This window comes from Micromonospora sp. WMMB482, from assembly GCF_019038635.1.
Classification (GTDB): domain Bacteria; phylum Actinomycetota; class Actinomycetes; order Mycobacteriales; family Micromonosporaceae; genus Micromonospora; species Micromonospora marina.
In genome coordinates this window covers 1,017,082-1,041,587 of sequence record NZ_JAHOPD010000020.1, presented here as the reverse complement: position 1 = coordinate 1,041,587, position 24,506 = coordinate 1,017,082, and the positions used below count along the sequence as shown (strand labels likewise).

General features: G+C 73.0%; 19 protein-coding genes and 1 pseudogene. 12 read left to right on the top strand and 8 right to left on the bottom strand.

Going from position 1 to position 24,506, the window contains the following annotated elements; translation table 11 throughout:
• Positions 1–33 precede the first annotated feature (33 nt).
• The 4 genes from KSK32_RS05730 to KSK32_RS05715 all read left to right on the top strand — a co-directional run bounded on the left by KSK32_RS05730 (position 34) and on the right by KSK32_RS05715 (position 2,929).
• The gene (locus KSK32_RS05730; protein WP_216935840.1) at positions 34–528 is read left to right on the top strand and encodes a SigE family RNA polymerase sigma factor; all 495 of its coding nucleotides are present in this window, start codon (positions 34–36) and stop codon (positions 526–528) included.
• Positions 525–1,607, top strand: a complete 1,083-nt coding sequence (locus KSK32_RS05725) for a hypothetical protein (protein WP_216929220.1) — start codon at positions 525–527, stop codon at positions 1,605–1,607. The genes KSK32_RS05730 and KSK32_RS05725 overlap by 4 nt, the downstream gene beginning before the upstream one ends.
• A gap of 118 nt (positions 1,608–1,725) precedes the next feature.
• Entirely contained in the window at positions 1,726–2,052 is a 327-nt protein-coding gene (locus KSK32_RS05720) for a hypothetical protein (protein WP_216929219.1), read from the top strand.
• Positions 2,053–2,119: 67 nt separating this feature from the next.
• Positions 2,120–2,929 (top strand): alpha/beta hydrolase, encoded by an 810-nt coding sequence (locus KSK32_RS05715; protein ID WP_216929217.1) that lies wholly within the window; start codon positions 2,120–2,122, stop codon positions 2,927–2,929.
• Between the two features lie 5 nt (positions 2,930–2,934).
• On the opposite strand, the gene KSK32_RS05710 is transcribed toward KSK32_RS05715, so the two are convergent.
• The 5 genes from KSK32_RS05710 to mce form a co-directional block, all read right to left on the bottom strand.
• The gene (locus KSK32_RS05710; protein ID WP_254187552.1) at positions 2,935–4,140 is read right to left on the bottom strand and encodes an AI-2E family transporter; all 1,206 of its coding nucleotides are present in this window, start codon (positions 4,138–4,140) and stop codon (positions 2,935–2,937) included.
• A gap of 388 nt (positions 4,141–4,528) precedes the next feature.
• Positions 4,529–6,625 carry a hypothetical protein gene (locus KSK32_RS05705; protein ID WP_216929208.1) on the bottom strand — a complete coding sequence of 699 codons (2,097 nt, stop codon included), beginning with the start codon at positions 6,623–6,625 and terminating at the stop codon, positions 4,529–4,531.
• Between the two features lie 172 nt (positions 6,626–6,797).
• Positions 6,798–8,048 carry a DivIVA domain-containing protein gene (locus tag KSK32_RS05700; RefSeq protein ID WP_216929206.1) on the bottom strand — a complete coding sequence of 417 codons (1,251 nt, stop codon included), beginning with the start codon at positions 8,046–8,048 and terminating at the stop codon, positions 6,798–6,800.
• A gap of 263 nt (positions 8,049–8,311) precedes the next feature.
• Positions 8,312–9,667, bottom strand: a complete 1,356-nt coding sequence (gene ccrA / locus KSK32_RS05695) for a crotonyl-CoA carboxylase/reductase (protein ID WP_216929205.1) — start codon at positions 9,665–9,667, stop codon at positions 8,312–8,314.
• Positions 9,668–9,967: 300 nt separating this feature from the next.
• Complete coding sequence (gene mce / locus KSK32_RS05690) at positions 9,968–10,432, bottom strand: methylmalonyl-CoA epimerase (protein ID WP_030271412.1); 465 nt, start codon at positions 10,430–10,432, stop codon at positions 9,968–9,970.
• Positions 10,433–10,494: 62 nt separating this feature from the next.
• On the opposite strand from mce, the gene KSK32_RS05685 reads away from it, so the two are divergent.
• From KSK32_RS05685 to KSK32_RS33205, 4 genes and pseudogenes are all read left to right on the top strand, one after another.
• Entirely contained in the window at positions 10,495–11,688 is a 1,194-nt protein-coding gene (locus KSK32_RS05685; RefSeq protein WP_216929203.1) for an acetyl-CoA C-acetyltransferase, read from the top strand.
• A 5-nt stretch (positions 11,689–11,693) separates the two neighbouring features.
• Positions 11,694–12,695: a methylmalonyl Co-A mutase-associated GTPase MeaB gene (meaB, locus tag KSK32_RS05680; protein WP_216929200.1), complete on the top strand. Its 1,002-nt coding sequence runs from the start codon at positions 11,694–11,696 to the stop codon at positions 12,693–12,695.
• A gap of 155 nt (positions 12,696–12,850) precedes the next feature.
• Positions 12,851–13,246, top strand: coding sequence for an Asp23/Gls24 family envelope stress response protein (locus KSK32_RS05675; RefSeq protein WP_216929198.1), 396 nt, complete (start codon positions 12,851–12,853; stop codon positions 13,244–13,246).
• A 198-nt stretch (positions 13,247–13,444) separates the two neighbouring features.
• A pseudogene (locus tag KSK32_RS33205) lies at positions 13,445–13,643 on the top strand (hypothetical protein); the annotation flags it as partial.
• Positions 13,644–13,686: 43 nt separating this feature from the next.
• On the opposite strand, the gene KSK32_RS05670 reads toward KSK32_RS33205, so the two are convergent.
• Positions 13,687–15,018, bottom strand: coding sequence for an aspartate aminotransferase family protein (locus KSK32_RS05670; RefSeq protein ID WP_216929196.1), 1,332 nt, complete (start codon positions 15,016–15,018; stop codon positions 13,687–13,689).
• Between the two features lie 17 nt (positions 15,019–15,035).
• On the bottom strand, positions 15,036–16,568 hold the full coding sequence (locus KSK32_RS05665) for a CoA-acylating methylmalonate-semialdehyde dehydrogenase (protein WP_374226693.1): 1,533 nt from the start codon (positions 16,566–16,568) through the stop codon (positions 15,036–15,038).
• A 107-nt stretch (positions 16,569–16,675) separates the two neighbouring features.
• Between KSK32_RS05665 and KSK32_RS05660 the strand changes: the two genes are divergently transcribed.
• The 4 genes from KSK32_RS05660 (at position 16,676) to KSK32_RS05645 (ending at position 22,449) form a co-directional block, all read left to right on the top strand.
• The gene (locus KSK32_RS05660; protein WP_216929194.1) at positions 16,676–18,319 is read left to right on the top strand and encodes a PucR family transcriptional regulator ligand-binding domain-containing protein; all 1,644 of its coding nucleotides are present in this window, start codon (positions 16,676–16,678) and stop codon (positions 18,317–18,319) included.
• A gap of 116 nt (positions 18,320–18,435) precedes the next feature.
• A complete protein-coding gene (locus KSK32_RS05655) occupies positions 18,436–20,124 on the top strand; it encodes a methylmalonyl-CoA mutase (protein WP_216929192.1) in 1,689 nt (562 codons plus the stop codon).
• A 179-nt stretch (positions 20,125–20,303) separates the two neighbouring features.
• Entirely contained in the window at positions 20,304–21,221 is a 918-nt protein-coding gene (locus KSK32_RS05650; RefSeq protein ID WP_216929191.1) for a tetratricopeptide repeat protein, read from the top strand.
• Positions 21,222–21,279: 58 nt separating this feature from the next.
• Positions 21,280–22,449 (top strand): arginase family protein, encoded by a 1,170-nt coding sequence (locus tag KSK32_RS05645; protein ID WP_216929189.1) that lies wholly within the window; start codon positions 21,280–21,282, stop codon positions 22,447–22,449.
• 10 nt (positions 22,450–22,459) lie between these two features.
• On the opposite strand, the gene KSK32_RS05640 is transcribed toward KSK32_RS05645, so the two are convergent.
• A complete protein-coding gene (locus tag KSK32_RS05640; protein WP_216929187.1) occupies positions 22,460–24,427 on the bottom strand; it encodes a penicillin-binding transpeptidase domain-containing protein in 1,968 nt (655 codons plus the stop codon).
• Positions 24,428–24,506 lie beyond the last annotated feature (79 nt).

Here is a 24,506-nt window from a genome sequence, read left to right as displayed (position 1 = left end):
ACGCCCGGCGCCGATGACGGCGTCTTGGAGGGTGTGACCTTCGAGGAGTACGTCGGCAGCCGAGGCCCGGCGCTGTTGCGGCTGGCCCGGCTGCTCACCGGCGACGCGCACCGCGCCGAGGACCTGACCCAGGACGTGCTGGCGCGCGCGTATGTGCACTGGCGGAAGATCGCCCGGGTCGACCGGCCCGACGTGTACGTGCGCCGGATGCTCGTCAACGCGAACACGTCCTGGTGGCGGCGGCGGTCCAGCCGCGAGCTGGCGGTGGACACGTTCGCGGACCGGCCCGAGCGAGGCGACCTCGGTGGCGAGGCGGCCGACCGGGACGAGATGTGGCGGCTGATCCGCGCCCTCCCGGACCGCCAGCGCGCCGTGCTGGTGCTGCGCTACTACGAGGATCTGGACGACGCCACGATCGCCCAGATCCTCGGCTGCTCCCCGGTCACCGTCCGCACCCACGCGATGCGGGCGCTCGCCCACCTCCGGGAGCGCTGCGGCGTCCCGATGACCAAGGGGAGCCGGCCGTGACCGACCTCGACCAGCGGATCACCTCGGCGCTGCGGGAGCACGCCGAAGGGGAGATCGACACCGGACGCCTGTTGCGCCGCTCCCGTGCGCTCGGCCGGCGCCGGCAGGTACGCCGCAGAGCCACCGCCGGGACCGCACTTGCCCTGGTCGGCGTGCTCGGTCTCACCGGTGCGATACGTGCGGACGTGGGCGGGCTGGCCGGGCGGATGCCCTGGACGGCCGCGACGCCGGAGGTGGCGCCACCGCCGGTGCCGCCGCTCGCCGACGGGGCGCCCGGGGCGCTTCAGCGTCCCGATCTGGTGGGTACCGACCCCCGGACGCTGCACCTGGGGCTGGACACCGGCCGGGCCCGCTACCTGGGCTGGTCCGTCCACAGCTCCAACCGGGTCGAGTCGATCCGGTTCAGCGTCGGCGGTGGTCAGCCGGTCCTGATCGAGGTGAGCCCGCAGGCCCAGGCCCTAGACGACGCCCAGGTCCTCGGCTTCTCCGAGGACACGGTCCCGGGCGCGGTCGCCTTCGACGGGTCGACGCTGCGGGTAGGCGAGGCACCGGGCGGACTGGTCACGTGGTGGCGACCGGCGCCTGGCCTCTATGCCAGGGCAGCCATGCTCGGCAGTGACCAGGCCACCCTGAAGCGGGCGGTCGACGCGGTGCGGTGGGACGAGGCCCGGCGGTGCGGCGGGCCGGTGCGGCTGACCACGCTGCCGGCGAACGCGGCGGTGACGGGATGCTCGGTGGACGCGGCCGCCTTCCCGAAGGGCCTCACGGCTCAGCTCACCGTGTTCCGGGCGCCGTCCTCGACCATGTGGATGCGGTTGATCCATGGTCCGGATACGGCGGGGGACACGGGCCGCGGCAGCAACCGCGACCTGGAGGGCCGTCCGGGCTTCCTGTATCCGGACGGAACCCGGCTGGAACTGCTCGGCCTGCCCCAGGGGCGGTTGACGGTCGACTTCGCCTGGCCCTTCCCGGGCGACCGGCCCGCGGGCCAGGTGGACTTCACCGAGACCGATGCGGCGACAGTGCTCGCCGGGGCGGAGGTGGCGAAGGACCTCACCCGTCCGCAGACCTGGCCCTGATCGGCCACCACGAGCGAGATCTTGGTACGGAACGGCCCCGGGAAGGGCGCATCCGTACCAAGATCGCTCGGGTTCGGGGCACCGGCGGTGGGGTGGGGAGGGGCCGTAGGCTGGGATCGTGAGTCCCCGTCGAAACCGGGCCCGCCGGGAGGAAAGCCCCGGCCTGGACGCCGAGCGTGCCCGCCACGGCGTACCGACCGTGCAGCAGTGGCGCGACGGCGACTGGCAGATACGCGCGATCAGCGGCGGCGCATCCGTCAAGACGTACCGCTGTCCCGGCTGTGACCAGGAGATCCGCCCCGGCGTGGCGCACCTGGTGGCCTGGCCGGCCGACGACCGGGGCGACCTGACCGACCGCCGGCACTGGCACTCCGGCTGCTGGCGGGCCCGGGACCGGCGCGGGCCCAACCTCCAGCGCGGCCGGGGCGCCCCGCGCTACGGCTGAGCGATCTGGATCACCAGGTTCCCGTCCCAGTGGGCGGCGGGGCCGCCGACACGGGAGACTGGCAGGCGTGAGCACTCCGATTCGCGCGTCGTCGATCCTGCCCGGCCGCCGGGAGGACATCGAGCTGCACACCGCCGACGGGCTGACGCTCGTCGGAGAGCTGGCCCGGCCGCTGGACCGCGAACCGGCCGCCACGCTCGTCTGCCTGCACCCGCTGCCCACCCACGGCGGGATGATGGACAGCCACGTGTTCCGCAAGGCGGCCTGGCGGCTGCCCGCGCTGGCCGGCCTGGCCGTGCTCCGGTTCAACACGCGGGGGACCAGCAGCGTCCGCGGCACCAGCGAGGGGGCGTTCGACGGGGCGGTCGGGGAGAAGTTCGACGTGGCCGCCGCGATCGAGTACGCCGAGTTCCACGAGCTGCCGGAAATCTGGCTGGTCGGGTGGTCGTTCGGCACCGACCTGGCGCTGAAGTACGGCTGCGACCCGGCGGTGGCGGGCGCGATCCTGCTCTCCCCGCCGCTGCGCTACTCCGCCCCGGAGGATCTGGCGGTCTGGGCCGAGACGGGCAAGCCGCTCACCGCGCTGGTGCCCGAGTTCGACGACTACCTGCGGCCGGAGGAGGCCCGGGAGCGGTTCGCCGCCGTGCCGCAGGCCGAGGTGGTGGGCGTGGACGGCGCCAAGCACCTGTGGGTCGGCGAGGCGGAGAAGGTGCTGGACGAGATCGTCCGGCGCGTCGCCCCCGGCGTACCGCTGCCGCTGCCGACCACCTGGGACGGCCCGATGGAGACCGGCGACGTCAGCGCGTACGCCGACCGCACGGTCGCCGCGTTCGCCGACACCCCGGTGCCCGGCCCGGCCCAGCGACGCGCGGAGTAGCCGCTTCAGCGGGCGTCCTGGCGGGGTAGCACCACCTCGCGCAGGATCAGCTGCACCGCGGCCACGGTGGGGATCGCGATGAGCGCGCCCACCACGCCCAGCAGCGCCACCCCGAGCAGTGCGGCGAGCAACGCCGCCACCTCGTTGACCGACACCGCCCGGCGCATGATCTTCGGATAGATCAGGTAGTTCTCGACCTGCTGGTAGAGCACGAAGAACACCAGGCAGGCGATGCCCACCGGCAGGTCCGTGGCGAGCCCGACGAGCGTCACCACCACCGCGCCCAGCGTCGCGCCGATCTGCGGGATCAGGTCGGTCACCGCGACCACCACCGCGAGCGCGAACGGGTACGGCAGGCCGACCGCCAGCGCGAACACGAACGTGGTCACCCCGGCCAGCACCGCGATGGCGAGCGCGCCGACCATGTACGCGCCGACCCGGGTGAGGATCTCGTCGCCGATCAGCCGGACCCGCTGCCGGCGCGAGCGCGGCACCAGCGCGTACCCGAGTTCGCGCAGCTTGTCGAAGTACGCCAGGAAGTAGATCGTCAGCACCAGCACGGTGAGCAGGCGGAAGATCGTCCCGAAGACCAGCTGTGCCCCACCGAGCACCCCGCCGAGCGCCCGCCCGATCGTGTCCGCGTTCGCCGCCGCCTGGACCCGTTCCATCACGTCGTAGCGGACCACGAGGTCGTTGACAGTGGGATTGCGGCGCAGCTCCTCGACATACCCGGGCAGCTGCTGGACGAACTGGCCGGACTGGGTCACCACCGGCGGCACCAGCGCCAGCAGCCCGCCGACGATCAGCAGCAGCAGGGTGAGCGTCACGACCGCGACCGCCAGGCCGCGCGGCAGGCCCCACCTGCGCAGCCGGACCACCGCCGGGTGCAGGCCGACCGCGAGGAACAGCGCGATCACCACCAGCACCAGGATGCCGGCGGCGTTGCGGATGCCAAGGAACAGCGCGTACGCGAGCAGCACGCCGAGCGCGCCGGTGAACCCGACCAGGAAGGCGCTGCGCCGTAGCGGGCGGCCCGGCACGCCGAACCGGCCGCTCGGCTCGAACTCGCCCGGCTCGACGTCGGCGGGCGGCCCGCTGCTCGTGCCGGTGCCGGTCCGCGTGTGCTCCGCGGTGCGCGTGGTCTCACTCGCGGTGCCCGTGGTGTCGCCTGCGGGCTTCACGTCGCCGGTGGGGAAGCCGGAGGTGTTCATGTCCGCGGCTTCGTCGTCCCGGGCGGCGGAACCCTCCTGTGACACCCGTGCCTCCCCGCTGCCCGGCTCGCCCGCCGGTGCCGTCCACGCCCGCCGGTGCCGTCCCCGCCCGCCGTGCCGTTCACACCTGCCGGTGCCGTCCACGGCCCTCTGCCCGCAGGGTAGTCGCCGCCGTCCGCCCCGACCATCCCACCACCACCTCCCGCCGGGCCGTCCCGCCGGGCCGCCCTGGCACGGGTCGCCCGTCAGTTCGGGGAGGTGATGTGGTCCGGGTGGGTGGGATGCCGCCACTTCGCCGACGTGGCGCTGGGGACCGCCAGGTCGGGGAGGTGGTGTGGTCCGGGTGGGGCGGATGCCACCACCTCCCCGGATCCGTCGCGGCGGTGGATCAGTCCTTGTCGACCGTCACCGTGCTGGGCTTGGCGCTGCGCTCGTCGGTGGTCGGCTTGGTCGGGCGCTTGCCGTTCTCACCGGTGCTGGTGATCTTCGTCGGGGTGGCGCCCCGGCCGCCCTCGCCCGGTACGGCCGCCACAGTGGGCTCCCCGTCGACGCCCGCTCCGCCAGAAGAGTCCATAGTGGTCACCGGCTCGCCGACCGGCTTCGCCCTGCCCGCGTCGGCGGGCTCGCCGTCACCCGTGGCCGGGCCGGCGCCGTTCGGGACCGCGGTGGCGGTGCCCTTCGCGGCCACCGGCGCACCGCCGCCGGCCGGGATGTCGCCGACGGTCTCCGCGCCGCTGGTGACCGGTGTGCCCTCGTCCGCCGGCTTGCTGTCGGCCGTGGACCGGCCGGTGGAGGCGGCGGCGAGGTCGTCCGGATCGACAGGGGTGGCCGCGATGCCCGCCGCGTCGGCGTCGCGCCGCAGGTCGGTGAGGCGGCCTTGCAGGTCGTCGGACTCCTGCCGCGACTTCCAGGTCTCGGTACGCAGGTCGGCCAGCTCCTGCTGGGCCTTGGCGATCTCCAGCATCACTCCGGCGAGCTGCTGCCGGCCGGCCGCCACCTCCTGCTGGGTGGCGGCCAGGTGCTGCTGCGTGGTGGCGAGGTGCTGCTGGGTCGTGGCCGCGTACTCCTCGAACTGGCGGCGCGAGGCCGCGACGTGCTCGTCGGCCTTGCGTCGCTGCGCGGTGGCGTCCGCCTCGGCGCGGCGCAGCAGCTCGGCGGCCTCCAGCTCGGCCTGCTGCCGCATGCTCAGCGCGTCGGCCTCGGCGGCCTGCCGGATGCCGGCGGCGGTGCGCTCGATCTCGTCGCGCCGCGTGGTGTACGCCTGCTCCAGCTCCTCCTGCCGCCTGGTGTGCTGCTTGTCCAGCTCGTCGCGGCGCTTGGCGAACTCCTGCTCGGCGGCGGCCCGGCGCTGGGCCAGCTCCTTCTCCGCGCCGTCCCGCCGCTCGGCGACCTCCTTCTCCACCCCGGCCCGCCACGCGCCCAGCTCCTGCTGCGTCTGCGCGCGGGACTGCTGCACGTACGCCTCGGTCTCGGTGCGCATGCGCTGCACGTACGCCTCGACCTCGGCGCGGTTGCGCTTGCCGGCCTCCGCGGCCTCGGTGGTGAGCCGGTTGGCCTCGGTGCGGGCCCGGCCGCGGGTGGCCTTGGCGGTCTCCTCCGCGTCGTCCACGATCTTCTTGGCCTCGGCCAGCGCCTTGGCGTGCGTGGCCCGGCCGGCCTCGGCGGCGGCGTCGGTGAGCCGCTTGGCCTCCTGCTGGCCCTTGGCGTGCACCTCCTTGGCGGCCTCGCGGAGCTGGCTCGCCTCCTGCTGGGCCTTGGCCAGCGTCTCCTTGGCGGCCTCGCGCAGCCGCGCGGCCTCCTGCTGGGCCCGGGCGTGGATCTCCTTGGCGGTGTCGCGGAGCTGGGTGGCCTCCTGCTGGGCCTTCGCCAGCGCGTCCTGGGCGGTCCGGCGCAGCTTCTCGGCCTCGTCCTGGGCGGCCGTCCGCAGCTTGGCCGACTCGTCCTGCGCGGCCTTGCGCAGCTTGGCCGACTCGTCCTTGGCGGCCTTGAGCGTGGCCTCGGCCTCGGCCTTGCGGCCGGCGGTGTGCCGCTCCTCCTCGGCCCGGCGGGCGGCCAGCGCGATCTCGAAGTCCTTGAGCGCCTGGTTGGCCTGCTCCCGGGCCTCCTCGACGATGTGCTCGGCGGCGGCGCGGCGGGCCTCGATCTCCTCGTTGGCGGCGGCCAGGATCTCGTCGGCCTGTTCCTCGGCCATGGTGAGGATCTGCTCGACACGCGGACCCAGGTGCCGGAACGACGCCCGGTCCACCACCGCCGCCTGCTTGCGCACCTGGGCCAGGTCGCGCTGGAGCACCTCGACCTGACCGGCCAGCTTGTGGATCTGGGTGTACGCCTGTTCCCGCTCGGTGGTCAACGCCGCGATCTCGTGCTCCGCGCGAGCGACGTAGCGGTCGACCTGCCGTTTCTCGTATCCCCGCAGGGCGGACTCGAAGCTGGGCTCCGTCGTCACGTCCCCGCCGAGCGCGAACAGTTCCTCGCCGTGCGACATGCCCCCATCCTCACACGCATCCGGCTCTGCTGGGGCGATACGGACGCCCCTTCTGGGACCTACTTCACCCTCCTGACGAAACGGGCCGCACAAGCATGACGGCGCGGGGTGACACCGGTGACCCGGTGTCACCCCGCGCCGTGGCTCATGCCCCCGACAGCGGGTGTTTCGGTCAGCCGGCGGACTCGGCCGTCACCTTCTGCCCGGAGGCGTCGGCCTTCGGCGCCTCGGCCTTGCCGCCGGCCGGCACGCCCGGCACGATGCCGGCCAGACCGGACAGCATCTGCCCGAGCTGCGAGGTGACCGCGTCCTTCTGGCGGGTCAGGTCCTCGACCTCGCGGCGGGCCGCCTGCGTGGTCAGCTCGGCCTCGGTACGGGCCTCGTTGAGCACCCGCTGCGCCTCGGTGCGCGCCTCGTTGAGCGTCTTGTCGGCCAGTGCCTTGGCCTTGTCGACGGTCTCGTTGGCGGTGCGCTCGGACTCGACCCGGCGGGCCTCGGCCCGCTGCTCGATCTCCTTGGCGCGCTCCTGCGCGGCACGGGCCCGCTGCTCGGCCTCGTTGACCAGCTTCTGGGTCTGCGCGACCTGGGCGGCGTGCCGCTCCGACTCCTCGCGCTCGGCCTTCTCCCGCCGCTCGGCGAGCTGGAGTTCCAGGGCCTGGAGGTCCTTGTCGCGCTTGTCGCGCGCATCGGTGAGCAGCTTGGTCGCCTCGGCCCGCTTCTCCTCGGCCTCCCGGGCGGCCTTGGCCCGCTGCTGGGTGATCTCCCGCTCGGCGGTGGCGCGCAGCGTGGCGACCTCGCGCTCGACAGTCGACTTCAGCTCGGCCACCTCGTGCGCGGTGACCGTACGCAGCTGCTTGGTCTCCCGGTCGGCGTCGGCGCGCAGCGTGTCGGCCTCGCGGCGGGCCTGCACCCGGACCTCGGCGGCCTCGCGCTCGGCGGCGGTGCGGACGCTGCCGGCCTCGCGCTCGGCGGTCGCCTTCATGGCGGCGGCCTCGGCGCGTGCCTTGTCGGTGATCTCACGCGCCTCGAGGCGGGCGGCGGAGAGGATGCCCTCCGACTCGCGCTTGGCCTCGTTGCGGTGGTCGTTGGCCTGCTCCTCGGCCAGCCGCAGGATCTGCTCGACGCGAGTGCCCAGGCCGGAGAGCGTCGGCCGGCTGTTCTCCTCGAGCTGCTTGTTGGTCTCGGTGAGCTTCTGCTCCAGCGCGCTCTGGCGCTGCTCGGCCTGCCGCAGGCGGCGCTGCGCGTCGTTCATCCGCTGCTCGGCCTCGGCGCGGGCCTGCTCGGACTGGCTCAGGGCGGCGCTGAGGCGGCCGATGAAGTCGTCGACCTGGTTGGTGTTGTAACCACGCAGGCCAACGGTGAAATCGGGCTGTGAGTTCGCGTTATCGAAGAACGCAAGAGGGGAGGACTGCTGCTGGGGCATTGGGACATACTGGCAGACGCCCCAGGGTGGTTCGCAAGAGCGGTGGGCACCTTTCGCGTCCTGTTTACATGGTCAACTGCGCCGTCCGGTGAGACCGGACCAATAGGCGATCTTGGCAGCTCCCGGGCGGGTGGGGCGGGTCGGGCTTCTGCAGGGAAGGCGGCGCACAAAGGGCCGCGGGTCGGCACCCGCGGCCCTTTGTGCGTACGCCGGTCGAATGGCGCCCCGGTCAACCGGAAAGGCAATCCGGGGCGGCCGTACGGTCAGTGACCGCGGAACCGGTTGATGGCGCTTTCGTGGCGCGAACGCATCTCGGTGTCCCGGACGCCGAGCCCGTCGGCGGGGGCGAGGCACCGCACGCCGACCTTGCCCTGGTGCGCGTTGCGGTGCACCTCGTACGCGGCCTGGCCGGTCTGCTCCAGCGCGTACGTCTTCGACACGGTCGGGTGCACCTTGCCCAGCGCGACCAGCCGGTTGGCCTGCCACGCCTCGTGGTAGTTGGCGAAGTGGCTGCCGACGATCCGCTTGAGGTGCATCCACAGGTAGCGGTTGTCGTACTGGTGGTTGAAGCCGCTGGTGGAGGCGCAGGTGACGATCGTGCCGCCCTTCTTGGCGACGTAGACGCTGGCGCCGAACGTCTCCCGGCCCGGGTGCTCGAAGACGATGTCCGGGTCCTCGCCGCCGGTCAGCTCGCGGATGCGCTCACCGAAGCGGCGCCACTCGTCCTGGTCCTGGGTCTGCTCGTCGGACCAGAACCGGAACCCCTCGGCGGTGCGGTCGATGACCAGCTCGGCGCCCATCTTCCGGCACAGCTCGGCCTTCTCCGGCGAGGAGACCACGCAGACCGGGATCGCGCCGCCGTTGAGCGCCATCTGGGTCGCGTACCCGCCGAGGCCGCCGGAGGCGCCCCAGATCAGCACCACGTCGCCCTGCTTCATGTTCGCGCCGTGGTGTGAGACGAGCTGCCGGTACGCGGTGGAGTTGACCAGCCCGGGGCTGGCCGCCTCCTCCCAGCTCAGGTGGCGCGGCTTCGGCATCAGCTGGTTGGCCTTGACCACCGCCAGCTCGGCCAGGCCGCCGAAGTTGGTCTCGAAGCCCCAGATCCGCTGCTGCGGGTCGAGCATCGTGTCGTCGTGGCCGGCGGAGTCCTCCAGCTCGACCGAGAGGCAGTGCGCGACCACCTCGTCGCCGGCCTTCCACTTGGTCACGCCGGGTCCGGTGCGCAGCACCACGCCGGCGGCGTCCGAGCCGACCACGTGGTATGGCAGGTCGTGGCGGCGGGTCAGCTCGGAGAGCCGGCCGTACCGCTGGAGGAACTTGAAGGTGGGCAGCGGCTCGAAGATGCTCGTCCACACCGTGTTGTAGTTGATCGCGCTGGCCATCACGGCGACGAGCGCCTCACCCGGACCCAGCTCGGGGGTGGGCACCTCCTGCACGTGCAGCGCCTTGCGCGGGTCCTTGTCGCGGGTGGCCATGCCGTCGAACATGCGGGTGTCCTCGGCACGCACCACCACGCCCCGGTAGCTCTCCGGCACGGGCAGGCCGGCGAGGCCGGCGAGCTCCCGCTCCGGCTGCGACGAACCCTCCGCCGCCATGATCGCTTCGAGGATGTCCTGCACGGTGACCTCCCGTTTGTCCGCACCCGCACACCGCGGGCAGGGGTGCTGCCATCGTCGGCGCCGGTGCGACGGGACCGCCATGTCGGCAATCGACACATTCGGCACCGGTCGCCGCTGCTGTTCGGGCGGACGTTACTGAACGGTAGCTAAAGCGGGAACCCCTGTGTGAAAAACTGCATCCGCCGATGCGTGGAGGTGTCCGTGGGAACGTGCAAGTGCGCACTGCCGCGCGCGCTCCCACTTGTTAGGAAGGGCCCCTTCTTAACAGACGTCTGTTAAGAAGGGGCCCTTCCTTACATGTCAGGCGGGCTGGACCAGCTCGATCAGCACACCGCCGGCGTCCTTGGGGTGCACGAAGTTGACCCGGGAGTCCGAGGTGCCGCGCCGCGGGGCGTCGTAGAGCAGCCGTACGCCGCGCTCGCGCAGCGCCGCGCAGGCCACGTCGATGTCCGCCACCGTGTACGCGACCTGCTGGATGCCGGGACCGCGCTTGTCCAGGAACTTGCCGATCGTGGTGTCCGGGGACAGCGGGGCGAGCAGCTGCACCATGCCGCCGGAGGCGTCCGGCCCGACCGCGAGCATCGCCTCGCGTACGCCCTGCTCGGCGTTGGTCTCGGTGTGCACGCAGCGCATCCCGAACGTGCGCTGGTAGAAGTCGATCGCGGCGTCCAGGTCGGCCACGGCGATCCCGACGTGGTCGATGCGGCGCAGGCCGATGTCTGTGACAAACTCGGCAGCGGGCTCGACGGGGGAGTTCTCAGCCATGACGCTAGTCTGACCGAACAATCGTTAAGGCGTACAGGTCGGCACCCCCTCGGAGGCAGGCAATGGCTTCGGTGATCGTCAGCGGCGCGCGGACCCCCATGGGGCGCCTGCTGGGCAACCTCAAGGACCTCCCCGCGACCAGGCTCGGTGGCATCGCGATCAAGGCGGCCCTGGAGCGCGCCGGCGTCGCGCCCGAGCAGGTCCAGTACGTGATCATGGGCCAGGTGCTCCAGGCCGGCGCCGGGCAGATCCCGGCCCGGCAGGCGGCCGTCGAGGCCGGCATCCCGATGTCCACCCCGGCGCTGACCATCAACAAGGTCTGCCTCTCCGGGCTGGACGCGATCGCGCTCGCCGACCAGCTCATCCGGGCCGGTGAGTTCGACATCGTGGTGGCCGGCGGCATGGAGTCGATGACCAACGCCCCGCACCTGCTGCTCGGTCAGCGCTCCGGCTACAAGTACGGCGACGTGACGGTCAAGGACCACATGGCCCTCGACGGTCTCACCGACGCCTGGGACTGCTGCTCGATGGGTGAGTCCACCGAGCGGCACGGCGCGAAGCACGGCATCACCCGTGAGGAGCAGGACGCGTTCGCCGCGGCCAGCCACCAGCGTGCCGCCGCCGCGCAGAAGAACGGCCACTTCGGCGACGAGATCACCCCGGTGGTCATCCCGCAGCGCAAGGGCGACCCGCTGGTGATCAGCGAGGACGAGGGCATCCGCCCGGACACCACCGCCGAGTCGCTCGGCAAGCTGCGTCCCGCCTTCACCAAGGACGGCACCATCACCGCCGGCAGCTCCTCGCCGATCTCCGACGGCGCCGCCGCCGTGGTCGTGATGAGCAAGGCGAAGGCCAAGGAACTGGGCCTCACCTGGCTGGCCGAGGTCGGCGCGCACGGCAACGTGGCCGGCCCGGACAACTCCCTGCACTCGCAGCCGTCGAACGCGATCAACCACGCACTGAAGAAGGGCGGCCTGAGCATCGAGGATCTCGACCTCATCGAGATCAACGAGGCGTTCGCGGCGGTGGGCATCCAGTCGACCCGTGACCTCGGGATCAGCGCCGACAAGGTGAACGTCAACGGCGGCGCGATCGCGCTCGGCCACCCGATCGGCATGTCCGGCGCCCGTCTCGTCCTCACGCTCGCGATGGAGCTGAAGCGGCGCGGCGGCGGCACCGGCGCGGCGGCGCTCTGCGGCGGTGGCGGGCAGGGCGACGCGCTGATCATCCACGTACCGAACGGCGCCGAGAGCTGATCACCTTGAACGATGCACGCAACGCCCCGGCGGCGGCCTCCGGACCGGTGCGCCGCAGCCGGGACGTACCCATGCTTGTCGAGCGGGCCCGCGCGGGTGACCCCCGCGCGGTGGCCCGGCTGATCACCCTGGTCGAGTCCGGCGACGAGGTGCTGCCGCAGGTGGCGGCGGCGCTCGCGCCGTACGCCGGGAACGCCCAGGTGGTCGGCCTGACCGGTTCGCCCGGCGTGGGCAAGTCGACCACCACGAACGAGCTGGTACGCGCGCTGCGGGCACGCGGTCACCGGGTCGGCGTGCTGGCGATCGACCCGTCCAGCCCGTTCACCGGCGGCGCGATCCTCGGCGACCGGGTCCGGATGCAGGACCACGCGACCGACCCGGGCGTCTACATCCGCTCGATGTCCAGCCGGGGCCACCTGGGCGGGCTCTCCGCGGCGACGCCGCAGGCGGTGCGGGTGCTGGAGGGTGCCGGCTGCGACGTGGTGCTCGTCGAGACCGTCGGTGTCGGGCAGGCCGAGGTGGAGGTGGCCTCGCTGGCCGACACCACGCTCGTGCTGCTCGCGCCCGGCATGGGCGACGCGATCCAGGCGGTCAAGGCCGGCATCCTGGAGATCGCCGACGTCTTCGTGGTCAACAAGGCCGACCGGGACGGCGCGGACGCCACCGTCCGCGACATCCAGGGCATGATCGCGCTCGGCGAGCGCGGGCCGGGCGAGTGGCGTCCGCAGGTGGTTCGCTCGATCGCCGCCCGCGCCGAGGGCATCGACGACATCGCCGCCGCGATCGACAAGCACCGCGAATGGCTGGAGCGCCACGGCGAGCTGCGCCGCCGCCGGGAGGCGCGGGCCGCCGCCGAGATCGAGGCCATCGCGCTGGGCGTGCTGCGCGCCCGGATCGGCTCACTGCGCGACGGTACGCAGCTCCCGACGCTCGCGGCCAAGGTGGCCGAGGGAGCAGTCGACCCGTACGCCGCAGCCGACGAGCTGCTCTCCCAGCTCGGCTCCTGACCCGCGCTTGCCCCCTCTCTCCTCTCCTCTCCTCGACCGCGTTGATCTTGCAGTTTCGGCCCCGGGAAAGCCTGCTTCACGGCTTTTGTCGGGGCCGCAACTCCATGATCGACGGTGGATGTACGCTCCCCCCGGGACGAGGGAGGGTGGAGCGCGTGGAGCATGACGCTACTCAGGAGCTGCGGGTGCCGGCGGGCGGGAGCACTTCGGTCTCGGACGAGGTGGTCGAGAAGATCGCGGTGGCCGCCGCGAAGTCGGTGCCCGGGGTGGCCGAACTGGGCGGCGACATCGCCCGCTTCTTCAACGCGGTGCTCGACCGGGTCGGGCTGGACCAGGTCGGGGACGCGCGGCGCGGCTGCTCGGCGCACGTCACCGACGGGTCGGCAGTGGTCAACCTCGTCCTCGTGATCGACGCCGGGTACCCGGTGCCGCAGGTGACGGACGAGGTGCGGGCCGCGGTGGCGTCCGCCATCGAGGCGTACGGACTGCGGGCCGCCGAGATCAACATCCGGGTCGACGACGTGGCGATGGGTTCAGCGGCCTCCGTCTGAAAACCGTAGATCTTGGTACGAGAGCGCCCCCCGAAGGGCCTCCCCGTACCAAGATCTCTTGGCGCGCGGCTCAGTCGTGCGCCGGACGGGTCAGCTCCACCTCGTAGCCGGGCAGCTCGACCGGGTGGCGCTGGACCTGGCCGACGTCTACCGGGCGCTCGGCGTCAGCCGAGAGGAGACCGCGCGGGTCCGGGACGCCTGGCCGGTGCCGTACGCCTGGCCCGGGGCGTCGCCCGCTGGTCGGGCGTGCTCGCCCAGGCCGACCCCGGGCGAGACCACCGTCTCGGCCGAGGACGAGCAGGGCGTACGCCATCGGGTCTTCGGCGATCTGTGGATGGGCGACGGCCGGCGCTGCCTGCTGCGGGCCGACCACGACGGCCCGTGCGCCCGCCGGCTGCTGCTGTGCCTGTCGGACCGTTCGGGCGCGGCGGGGCCGTGGCTCAGACCGTGTGGCGGTCGGCCAGTGTCAGCGCCTCGTCGAGGATCGCCAGGCCCGCCTTGGCCTCCGTCTCCGACACGGTGCACGGAGGCACCACATGGATCCGGTTGAAGTTCGCGAACGCGACCAGGCCGCCGCGCTTGCACGCGGCCAGCACCTCGTTCATCTCCGGTGACGACGACCCGTACGGCGCCAGCGGCTCCTTCGTCTCGCGGTCGCGTACCAGCTCCAGCGCCCAGAACACGCCGAGCCCGCGTACGTCCCCGACGCTCGGGTGCCGGTCGGCGAGTTCGCGCAGCCCCGGGCCCAGCACTTCGGCGCCGATCGTGGCGGCGTTCTCGACGATCCGCTCGTCCCGCATCACGTTGATGGTCGCGACGGCGGCGGCGGTGGCCAGCGGGTGACCGGAGTAGGTGAGGCCGCCGGGGTAGGCGCGGGTGGCGAACGTCTCGGCCACGTGCTCGGCGATCACCACCCCACCGAGCGGGACGTAACCGGAGTTCACGCCCTTGGCGAAGGTGATCAGGTCGGGGGTCACGCCGTAGTGGTCCAGCGCGAACCAGGCGCCGGTACGCCCGAAGCCCGCCATCACCTCGTCGGCGATGTAGAGGATGCCGTGCCTGTCGCACAGCTCCCGTACGCCCGCGAGGAAGCCCGGCGGCGGCGGCATGACGCCGGCGGTGCCCGGGACCGTCTCCAGCACGATCGCCGCGATGGTGGACGGGCCCTCCATCTCCACCACACGTTCGAGGTGGCGCAGCGCGAGCCTGCACTCCTCTTCCTCGGTCGTCGCGCCGAACTCCGACCGGTAGAGGAACGGGCCGAAGAAGCGCACCACCCCGGCGGTGCCGTTGTCGCTGGGCCAGCGGCGCGGGTCGCCGGTGAGGTTCACCGCGGTCTGGGTGCCGCCGTGGTAGCTGCGGTACTGCGACAGCACCTTCGGCCGGCCGGTGTGCAGCCGGGCCATCCGGACGGCGTGCTCGATCGCGTCCGCGCCGCCGTTGGTGAAGAACACCTTGGAAAGGCCCGCCGGGGTCAGCTCGGTGATCAGCCGGGCCGCCTCGCCGCGGGCGTCGTTGGCGTACGACGGCGCGATCGTGCACAGCTTGGCGGCCTGCTCCTGGATCGCCGCTACCACGACCGGGTGCTGGTGGCCGATGTTGGTGTTGACGAGCTGCGACGAGAAGTCCAGGTAGCGGTTCCCGTCGCCGTCCCAGAAGTGCGAGCCCTCGGCCCGCTCGACCACCATCGGATCGAGCAACGACTGGGCGGACCAGGAGTGGAAGACGTGCGCGCGGTCGAGTTCGTAGGTGCGCTGTGCGCTGGTGCTCATCGGTCTCCCTCCGCTGCTCAGACGTTCTCGGGGAAGCCGAGGTTGATCCCGCCGTGGCTGGGGTCGAGCCACCGGGAGGTGACGACCTTGCCGCGGGTGAAGAAGTGCACGCCCTCGGCGCCGTGGGCGTGCGAGTCGCCGAAGAGGCTGTCCTTCCAGCCGCCGAAGGAGTAGTAGGCCATCGGCACCGGAATCGGCACGTTGACGCCGACCATGCCGACCTCCACCTCGTTCTGGTAGCGACGCGCGGCGCCGCCGTCGTTGGTGAAGATGGCCGTCCCGTTGCCGTACCGGTTGGCGTTCACCAGCGCGAGCGCCTCGTCGTAGCTGCCGACGCGCACCACCGACAGCACCGGCCCGAAGATCTCGTCGGTGTACACGCTCATCTCCGGCGACACCCGGTCCAGCAGGCTCGGCCCGAGCCAGAACCCGGACCCGTCGCCGTCGACCCGTACCTCGCGGCCGTCCACCACCAGTTCCGCGCCCGCCTCGACGCCCGCGTCGAGGTACGACGCGACCCGGTCGCGGTGCTCCCTGGTGACCAGCGGACCGATGTCGCAGGAGCGCCGCCCGTCACCGACCTTCAGCGTGGCGATGCGCTCGCGGATCCGGGCCACCAGGTCGTCGGCGACGGGCTCGACCACCACCAGGGCCGAGATCGCCATGCACCGCTCGCCGGCCGAGCCGAACCCGGCGTTGACCGCCGCGTCGGCGGCCAGGTCCAGGTCGGCGTCCGGCAGCACCACCATGTGGTTCTTCGCGCCGCCGAGGGCCTGGACGCGCTTGCCGTTGCGGGTGCCGGTCTCGTACACGTAGCGGGCGATCGGCGTGGAGCCGACGAACGACACCGCCTTGACCTCGGGGTGCTCCAGCAGCCGGTCCACGGCGACCTTGTCGCCGTGCACGACGTTGAACACGCCCGCGGGCAGGCCGGCCTGCTCCCACAGCCGGGCCACGAGCAGCGACGCGGACGGGTCCTTCTCGCTGGGCTTGAGCACGACCGTGTTGCCCGCCGCGACGGCGACGGGCACGAACCACATCGGGACCATCACCGGAAAGTTGAACGGTGAGATGACGGCGCAGACGCCGATCGGCTGGCGGATCGAGTAGACGTCCACGTGCGTGGACACGCCCTCGGAGTAGCCGCCCTTGAGCAGGTGCGGGATCCCGCAGGCGAACTCGACGACCTCCAGGCCGCGGGTCACCTCGCCGAGAGCGTCCGAGACGACCTTGCCGTGCTCGGCCGTGATCAGCTCGGCCAGCTCCTGCTTGTGCTGGTCGACCAGCTCCCGGAACGCGAACAGCACCTGGGTGCGCCTGGTCAGCGACGAGGTCCGCCAGGAGGCGAACGCGGCGGCGGCCGAGGCGACCGCCTGGTCCACCTCGTCGACCGAGGCCAGCGGCACCTCCGTCCGGACCGCGCCCAGCGCCGGATCGTAGACCGGGGCCGTACGCTCGGTGACGCCGGCGAACGGCTTGCCGTCGATCCAGTGGGTTACCCGCTCCAGCGGGACGGGAGCGGGCGCGGTGCCGGGCGCTGTCTGGGTCATGCCCGGGATCATCTGCGCTTGCCCAGGTCCGGGCAATGGACACTGTGTCGTTCCCGTCCGCCGGAAGCGCACATACTGTGCGCCGGAGGAGAGGGGGAGAGGCTCCGATGCCCATGACGGTCCGCGACGTGCTCGAACTGCCGGCCTTGCAGCAGGCCGGGCCGCGCGTCCTGGCGGGCCGGGACCGGCTGGACGCGCCGGTGCGCTGGGTGCACGTCGCCGAGATCCCCGAGATCGCCGACCTGCTGCGGGGCGGCGAGCTGGTCCTGACCACCGGGATCGGCCTGCCCCCGGACGACGACGGGCTGCGCCGGTGGATCGACGGCCTGGCGGCCGTCGGGGTGGCGGGTGTGGTGGTCGAGCTGGGCCGCCGGTTCGGCGGCACGCTGCCGGCCGGGCTGGTCGAGCACGCCCGCAGCCGGAACCTGCCCCTCATCGCGCTGCGGCGCGAGATGCGGTTCGTCGCAGTCACCGAGGTCGTCCACTCGGTGATCGTCGAGGAGCAGACGGCCGACCTGCTCGCGAAGGACGAGATCCACCGCATCTTCACCGAGCTGTCGGTGGAGGGCGCCGAGCCCCGGCAGGTGCTCCGCGAGGTCACCCGCCTGTCCCGGCGCCCCGCCGTGCTGGAGAACCTCGCCCACCAGGTGCTGGCGTACGAGACCGGTCCGCTGACCGCCGAGGAGCTGCTCGACCGCTGGGAGACCCGTTCCCGCGCGGTCGAGGTCGCGTCCGGCACCGGCTATGAGCCGCGCTCGGGCTGGCTGGTGACGAGCGTCGAGGCGCGCGGCAACCGGTGGGGGCGGCTCGTGCTGCTGTGCGACCAGGAGCCACCGGCCCGGACCCGGGTGCTGCTGGAACGCGCCGCGTCCACCATCGCGCTGAACCAGCTCGTCGCCCGGGACTCGTCGTCGGTCGAGCGGCAGGCGCGCAGCAGCCTGCTGCTGAGCATCGTCAACCACTCGGCGCCCACCCGGGACGTGGCGCTGCGGGCGCGCGGGCTCGGCGTGGTCCTGGAGCAGCGGCGGCTGCTCGGCGTCGTGGTCCGGCGGCGCCGGCCGGCCCCGGGCGCCGGTGCCGGCGGGAACGCGAGCCGGCGGGAACTGCTCGACGCGGTGGAGACGGCGGTACGCGAGTGCGGGCTCGCCGCGCTCGCCGGCGACGTGGACGAGGCGGCCGGCGGTACCGGTGTCACGCTCCTCGTCGCGCTCGACGAGTCCGGTTCCGACGAGGCCGCGCTGGGAAGCCTGTCCGCCGCGCTCACCCGGGCGGGCCACCGGGCCGGATCGGACGTCGTGGTCGCCGCCGGATCGGTGGTCCGGACGCTCGACCTGGCCCGGCGCTCACTGGCCGAGGCGGCGCAGGTGGCCGACGCGACTGTGCACACCGCCGAGCCGCGCCCGTTCTACCGGCTGCACGACGTCCGCCTCCGGGGCCTGCTGTACCTGCTGCGCGACGACGTGCGCCTGCAGACGTTCGTCGAGCGCGAGCTGGGCCCGCTGCTCTCCTACGATCAGCGCCACGGCACGAACCACGTCGCGCTGCTGGAGACATACCTCGTGGAGGGGCGCAACAAGCGGCGCGCGGCGGACGCCATGTCGGTGTCGCGGTCGGCGCTGTACCAGCGGCTGGAGCTGATCGAGCGGGTGCTCGGCGTCGACCTGGAGTCGAGCGAGCGGCGCCTGTCGCTGCACGTGGCGCTCACCGCGCGGGACGTCATGCGCGCCGGCGGACCCGAGCCCACCGGCTGACCCCGTCGTGGAGGCGGCGCGTCGGGTTACCGGCCGGTACGCGAGCCCTTAATGATCGTTCAGGAACTCGCTCTACACTCGGACCTGGGACGACGACTTGAGAAGGAGCTCCGCGCATGGACGCTGACGAGATCGCCGCCGGTCGGGCCCGCTGGCAGGCCCGCTACGACGCCGCCCGCAAGCGCGACGCGGACTTCACCACGCTGTCCGGACTGCCGGTCGAGCCGGTGTACGGCCCGCCGGAGGACACCACGTACCCCGGGTTCGAGCGGATCGGCTGGCCGGGCGAGTTCCCGTACACCAGGGGTCTGTATCCGACCGGCTACCGCGGGCGGACCTGGACCATCAGGCAGTTCGCCGGCTTCGGCAACGCCCGGCAGACAAACGAGCGCTACAAGATGATCCTCGGCGCGGGCGGCGGCGGTCTGTCAGTCGCCTTCGACATGCCGACGCTGATGGGCCGCGACTCGGACGACCCGCAGTCGCTCGGCGAGGTCGGCCACTGCGGTGTCGCGGTGGACTCGGCGGCCGACATGGAGGTGCTGTTCGACGGCATCGACCTGGCCGGCGTGACCACCTCGATGACCATCTCCGGTCCGGCCGTGCCGGTCTTCTGCATGTACCTGGTCGCCGCCGAACGGCAGGGCGCCGACCTGTCCACGCTGGACGGAACGCTCCAGACGGACATCTTCAAGGAGTACATCGCGCAGAAGGAGTGGCTGTTCGACCCCGAGCCGCACCTGCGCCTCATCGGCGACCTGATGGAGTACTGCGCGCGGGAGATCCCCCGGTACAAGCCGCTGTCCGTCTCCGGCTACCACATCCGCGAGGCCGGCTCGACCGCCGCGCAGGAGCTGGCGTACACGCTCGCCGACGGCTTCGGGTACGTCGAACTGGGCCTGTCGCGCGGGCTGGACGTGAACACGTTCGCCCCCGGCCTGAGCTTCTTCTTCGACTCCCACGTGGACTTCTTCGAGGAGATCGCGAAGTTCCGCGCCGCCCGCCGGATCTGGGCCCGCTGGCTGCGCGACGTGTACGGCGCGACCAGCGAGAAGGCCCAGTGGCTGCGGTTCCACACGCAGACCGCCGGGGTGTCGCTGACCGCCCAGCAGCCGGTGAACAACGTGGTCCGCACCGCCGTGGAGGCCCTGGCCGCGGTGCTCGGCGGCACCAACTCGCTGCACACGAACGCCCTCGACGAGACGCTCGCCCTGCCCACCGACGAGTCGGCCGAGATCGCCCTGCGTACCCAGCAGGTGCTGATGGAGGAGACCGGAGTGGTCAACGTGGCCGACCCGCTCGGCGGCTCCTGGTACGTCGAGGCGCTCACCGACCGGATCGAGGCCGAGGCGGAGGAGATCTTCGCCCGGATCAAGCAGCTCGGCGGCGAGGGCCCGCACACCATCGGCCCGATGACCTCCGGCATCCTGCGCGGCATCGAGGACGGCTGGTTCACCGGGCACATCGCCGAGTCCGCCTTCGTCTACCAGCAGGCGCTGGAGAAGGGCGACAAGAGGATCGTCGGCGTCAACTGCCACACCGGCACCGTCGCCAAGGACCTGGAGATCCTGCGCATCTCGCACGAGGTGGAGCTGGAGCAGCGCCGGGTGCTGACCGAGCGCAAGTCGGCCCGCGACGACGCCGCCGTCACCGCCGCCGTACAGCGGATGGTCGAGGTCTCCCGGACCGGCGAGAACATGATCCCCGCCATGCTCGACGCGGTCCGCGCCGAGGCCACGCTCGGCGAGATCTGCGACGCCCTCCGCACCGAGTGGGGCGTCTACCGCGAGCCCGCCCGCTTCTGACCCCCGCTTCTGCAAGGAAGGGCCCCTTCTTAACACGCGTTGTTAAGAAGGGGCCCTTCCTCTACCGCAGGCGTTAACAGGGGGCCCTTCCTTGCACGGGCTGAGCAGGTGGGAGAGTGGCGACTGTCGCCGTCGCGGCTGGTCGGAGATCCGTGGCGCACGTGCGAGACTAGATAACCATGAGCGACCCACGGATCACCTCGTCGATCTTCACCCGCGGCGCGGTCGACCTCAGCGCGCTGCGCACCCCCGCACCGGCCGACACCTCCTCCGCCACACCGTCCCAGGGCGCTGGGCCGACCGGGCTGCCGGGCAGCCCCGCCGGCTCCGCCGCCGTGATCGACGTGACCGAGGCGAACATCCAGTCCGAGGTGCTCGAACGCTCGCTCACCACACCGGTAGTGGTCTTCTTCGGCGCCGCCGGCTACCCGGAGAGCGACCAGTTCGCCCCGGTGCTGGAGCGGCTGGCCGCCGAGGGCGGCGGAGCGTGGCTGCTGGCCCGGGTCGACGTGCAGCAGCAGCCGCGGCTCGCGCAGATGTTCCAGCTCCAGACGCTGCCCACCACGTACGCCATCGTCGGCGGGCGCCCGATCGACGCCTTCCCCGGCCCGGTGCCGGAGTCGCAGTTGCGACAGTGGCTCCAGGCGGTCCTCAAGGCCGGTGGCGTCACAGTCGCCGAGCCGGAGGACCCGCGCCTCGACGCCGCCGACGACGCGCTGATGAGCGGTGACCTCGACGCGGCCGAGGCGGCGTACCGGAAGATCCTGGCCGAGTCGCCCGCGGACGCGGCGGCGGAGGCGGGCCTGGCGCAGGTCGGGCTGGCCCGCCGGGTCGCAGGCGCCGACCCGCAGGGCGCCCTGGACGCCGCGGCCGCCGCCCCCGACGACGTGGACGCCCAGCTGCTCGCCGCCGACATCGAGGTGCTCAGCGGCCTCGCCGACCAGGCGTACAAGCGGCTGGTCGGCCTGGTCCGGCGCACCGCCGGGGACGACCGGGACCGGGTCCGCCAGCACCTGCTCGGCCTGTTCACCATCGCCGGCCCGGACGACCCCGCCGTGGCCTCCGCCCGACGCGCCCTGGCCAGCGCGCTGTTCTGAGTCAACCCGCGCGGGCCGGCGCACCGCCGGCCCGCCCGACCGCCGAGGACGGGAGCCCATGATGCGCCGGATCGCCGTCCTCGACGCGCCGACGAACCTCGGACTGCGTCCGCCCACCGCGAGCTCCGTCCCCGGGTGCGCCAAGGCGCCGGGCGCGCTGCGCGACCACGGCCTGCTCGCCCGGCTGCGGGCCCGCGACGCCGGCTGCCTCACCCCGCCCCGGTACGACCCGGGAGACTGGCGGCCCGGCGACGGCGTCTGCCACGCGCCGGAGATCTCCGCGTACTCGGCGGCGCTCGCCGACCGGATCGGCGCGATCATCGACCGGGGTGAGTTCCCGCTGGTGCTCGGCGGTGACTGCTCGGTGCTGCTCGGCTCGGCGCTGGCCATGCACCGCCTCGGCGAGGCGGTCGGCGGGCGGATCGGGCTGGTCTTCGTCGACGGCCACTCCGACTTCCGGCACCCCGGCAACGCCTCCTACGTCGGTGCCGCCGCCGGGGAGGATCTTGCCCTGGTCACCGGCCGGGGGCAGCCCGACCTGGCCGCGATCGAGGGCCGCCGGCCGTACTTCCGGGACATCGACGTGGTGGTGCTCGGCATCCGCGCGCAGGACGAGTACCGGCTCGACCTCCAGGCCGCCGGCATCACCACCCGACCGGTGCCGGCGTTGCGCGCCGAGGGCGCGGCCCGTACCGCCCAGTGGGCGCACGAGCAGCTCGTCGACTGCGCCGGCTACTGGGTGCACATCGACGTGGACGTGCTCGACCCGGCGGTGATGCCCGCCGTGGACGCGCCCGACCCGGGCGGCATCGCCTTCGCCGAGCTGGAGATCCTGCTCGCCGGGCTGGTCGACACGCCGCACTGCCTCGGCGTCGAGCTGACGGTCTTCGACCCCGACTACGACCCGGACGGGGCGTACGCGGCCGAGATCGTCAACACCGTGGTGGCCGGGCTCGCCCCGGTTGCCGCGCCGGGCGCCGTGCCGCCCCGGCTGCTGCCGGCCGGGCCGGTCACACCGGCGCCCCGCGCCGCCGACAGCCGGCCCGAGCCCGAGCCGCTGCCCGCCCCGGCGGCCGTGCCGGCACCGGCGGTCGCGGTCGAGCCGATCGGCCCCGACCCGACCGCCGACGACGACCTCGGCGACGACCGGATCGGGCCGGGCCTGCTGCGCCGCGCCCCCGCCGGAGACGAGCCGGACCCGGCCCGCTCCGGCATCGACATCGCCTGACCGGTACGCCTCAGCTCGCGGCCAGACCGCGCAGGAACTTCTCGGCGATCGGCGCCGCGACCTTCGAACCCGCACCACCCTGCTCCACGAAGACGGCGAAGGCGACGTCTCCCTGCCAGCCGACGAACCAGGCGTGCGTGTGCGCCGGGTTGTTGTCGTACTCCGCGGTGCCGGTCTTGCCGTGCACCGGCTCGCCCGGCACGTCCGCCAGCGCGCTGCCGCTGCCCGCGGTGACCACTCCGCGCATCATCGACTTCAGCGCCGTCACCGACTCCGGCTTGAGCGCCTCGCCGGCTGGCGCGGGCTTGGCCGGCGCCGGGTCGAGCAGCAGCTTGGGCTGCTCGAACCTGCCCCGGGCCACCGCCGCCGTGGCGCTCGCCATCGCCAGCGGGCTCACCAGCGTGGTGCCCTGGCCGATCGCGGCGGCGGCCTGTTCGGTGGCCGAGCCGTTGGCGGAGATCTTGCCGGTGAACGCGTCGGTGCCGAGATCCCACGCGGCCTCCAGGCCGAGCGTACGGCCGGCCTGCGCCAGCCCGTCGGGGCCGAGCTTCGGCGCCAGCGCGATGAACGCGGTGTTGCACGACTTGGCGAAGTCGGTGGCGAACGGCACCGAGCCCAGCTCGAAGTTGTCCGAGTTCTTGAAGACCCGGCCCTCGACTGTCGACGTCTTCGGGCAGTCCACAGTCGTCTGCGGCGTCACCGCGCCCCGGTCGAGCAGGCCGAGCGCGCTGACCATCTTGAACGTCGAGCCGGGCGGCACCTGGGCGGTGAAGGCGAGGTTCCCGCCCGCCGCGCCCGGGCCGTTCGCGGCGGCCAGCACGGCGCCGTCGCTGATCCGCACGGCGACCAGGGCGGACCGGCGGGTCTGCCCGCGCAACGCGGCGTCAGCGGCGTTCTGGGTGGCCGCGTCGAGTGTGGTCTTCACCGGCTGCCCGGGCTTCGGGTCGGCGCGGAACAGTTCCGTGCCGGTCGGCTCCACCGTGCCGTCCGGTGTGGTCCGCTCGGTGATCACGGTGACGCCGGGGACGCCGCGCAGCCGCTCGTCGTACCGGCCCTGGAGACCGCCGTGGCCGACCAGGTCGCCGCGCGCGTACCGCTCGGGGTGGGCCTGGAGGTCGTCGGCGGTGGCCTGGTCGACCGAGCCGAGCAGCGCCCGGGCGAACTCGCGGGTCGGGGCCAGCATGAGCTGCTCGGAGACGAACCGGGTGCCGGGCAGTTCGTAGATGCGCGGCTTGATCTGCCGGTACGCCTCGTCGCGCAACGTCACCACCTCGACGCGCCCGTCCGGCTTCGCCGCCTTCATCCGCTTCGGCAGGTCGCCCAGGTCGACCGGCGGGGTGAGCGCCGGCCGGATCGCCCTGAACGCGGCGTCCAGCTTCCGGACCAGGCCGGGGACGTCGTCGACCTCGCCGGGGACGACCTGCACCCGGACCACCGGGCGCGGCGCGACGATCGGCTGACCGGCCGCGTCCAGCACACCGGCGCGTTGCGCCGGCTCCCGCCGCAGCGCGATCTTGTCACCGCTCTCCAGCTTCTCGTGCACCACCGACGGCTCCCAGATCACCTGCCACTTGTCGTCGCCGCCGCGCTTGAGGCGTACCGGATTCTCGTAGGCCCAGGTGCCGCCGCCGGGCAGCGCCCAGCTCACCTTGACGCGGGCGGTGGCGACGTCCCCCTTGGTGGTGATGTCGCCGGTGCGGGCCAGCTCCGGCGGGTTGGCCGCGAGCGCGCCGGCGAGCGCCTGGATCTGCTTGGTCACCTCGGCGGCGGGCACCCGCCCGCCGGTCGGCTCGACGAAGCCGATCGCCCGGAGGTCGCCGGTACGCCAGCCGCCGAGGAACGTCTCGACGGCCGTCTCGGGGCCGTCGTCCCCGGAGCATCCGGTCAGCGCGCCGGCCGTGACCAGGACGGCGGCCAGCGCCGCGAGGACGCGGTGACGGGTGTGGCGGCGGGGGCGGACGGGGTACGACACAGGCATGAAGCAGTCCCTCCGGTGCTCAACTGCCCTGCACGCTAGTACGGCCCGGCGTTCCCCACCGCCCCGCCACGGCCTCCGG

What these genes read in the sequence shown, in the direction of transcription:
- KSK32_RS05710 (WP_254187552.1), bottom strand. Translation starts at nt 4,140, where the DNA reads ATGAACACCTCCGGCTTCCCCACCGGCGACGTGAAGCCCGCAGGCGAC.
- KSK32_RS05705 (WP_216929208.1), bottom strand. Translation starts at nt 6,625, where the DNA reads ATGTCGCACGGCGAGGAACTGTTCGCGCTCGGCGGGGACGTGACGACG.
- KSK32_RS05700 (WP_216929206.1), bottom strand. Translation starts at nt 8,048, where the DNA reads ATGCCCCAGCAGCAGTCCTCCCCTCTTGCGTTCTTCGATAACGCGAAC.
- mce (WP_030271412.1), bottom strand. Translation starts at nt 10,432, where the DNA reads ATGGCTGAGAACTCCCCCGTCGAGCCCGCTGCCGAGTTTGTCACAGAC.
- KSK32_RS05685 (WP_216929203.1), top strand. Translation starts at nt 10,495, where the DNA reads ATGGCTTCGGTGATCGTCAGCGGCGCGCGGACCCCCATGGGGCGCCTG.
- KSK32_RS05670 (WP_216929196.1), bottom strand. Translation starts at nt 15,018, where the DNA reads ATGAGCACCAGCGCACAGCGCACCTACGAACTCGACCGCGCGCACGTC.
- KSK32_RS05665 (WP_374226693.1), bottom strand. Translation starts at nt 16,568, where the DNA reads ATGACCCAGACAGCGCCCGGCACCGCGCCCGCTCCCGTCCCGCTGGAG.
- KSK32_RS05660 (WP_216929194.1), top strand. Translation starts at nt 16,676, where the DNA reads ATGCCCATGACGGTCCGCGACGTGCTCGAACTGCCGGCCTTGCAGCAG.
- KSK32_RS05655 (WP_216929192.1), top strand. Translation starts at nt 18,436, where the DNA reads ATGGACGCTGACGAGATCGCCGCCGGTCGGGCCCGCTGGCAGGCCCGC.
- KSK32_RS05650 (WP_216929191.1), top strand. Translation starts at nt 20,304, where the DNA reads ATGAGCGACCCACGGATCACCTCGTCGATCTTCACCCGCGGCGCGGTC.
- KSK32_RS05645 (WP_216929189.1), top strand. Translation starts at nt 21,280, where the DNA reads ATGATGCGCCGGATCGCCGTCCTCGACGCGCCGACGAACCTCGGACTG.
- KSK32_RS05640 (WP_216929187.1), bottom strand. Translation starts at nt 24,427, where the DNA reads ATGCCTGTGTCGTACCCCGTCCGCCCCCGCCGCCACACCCGTCACCGC.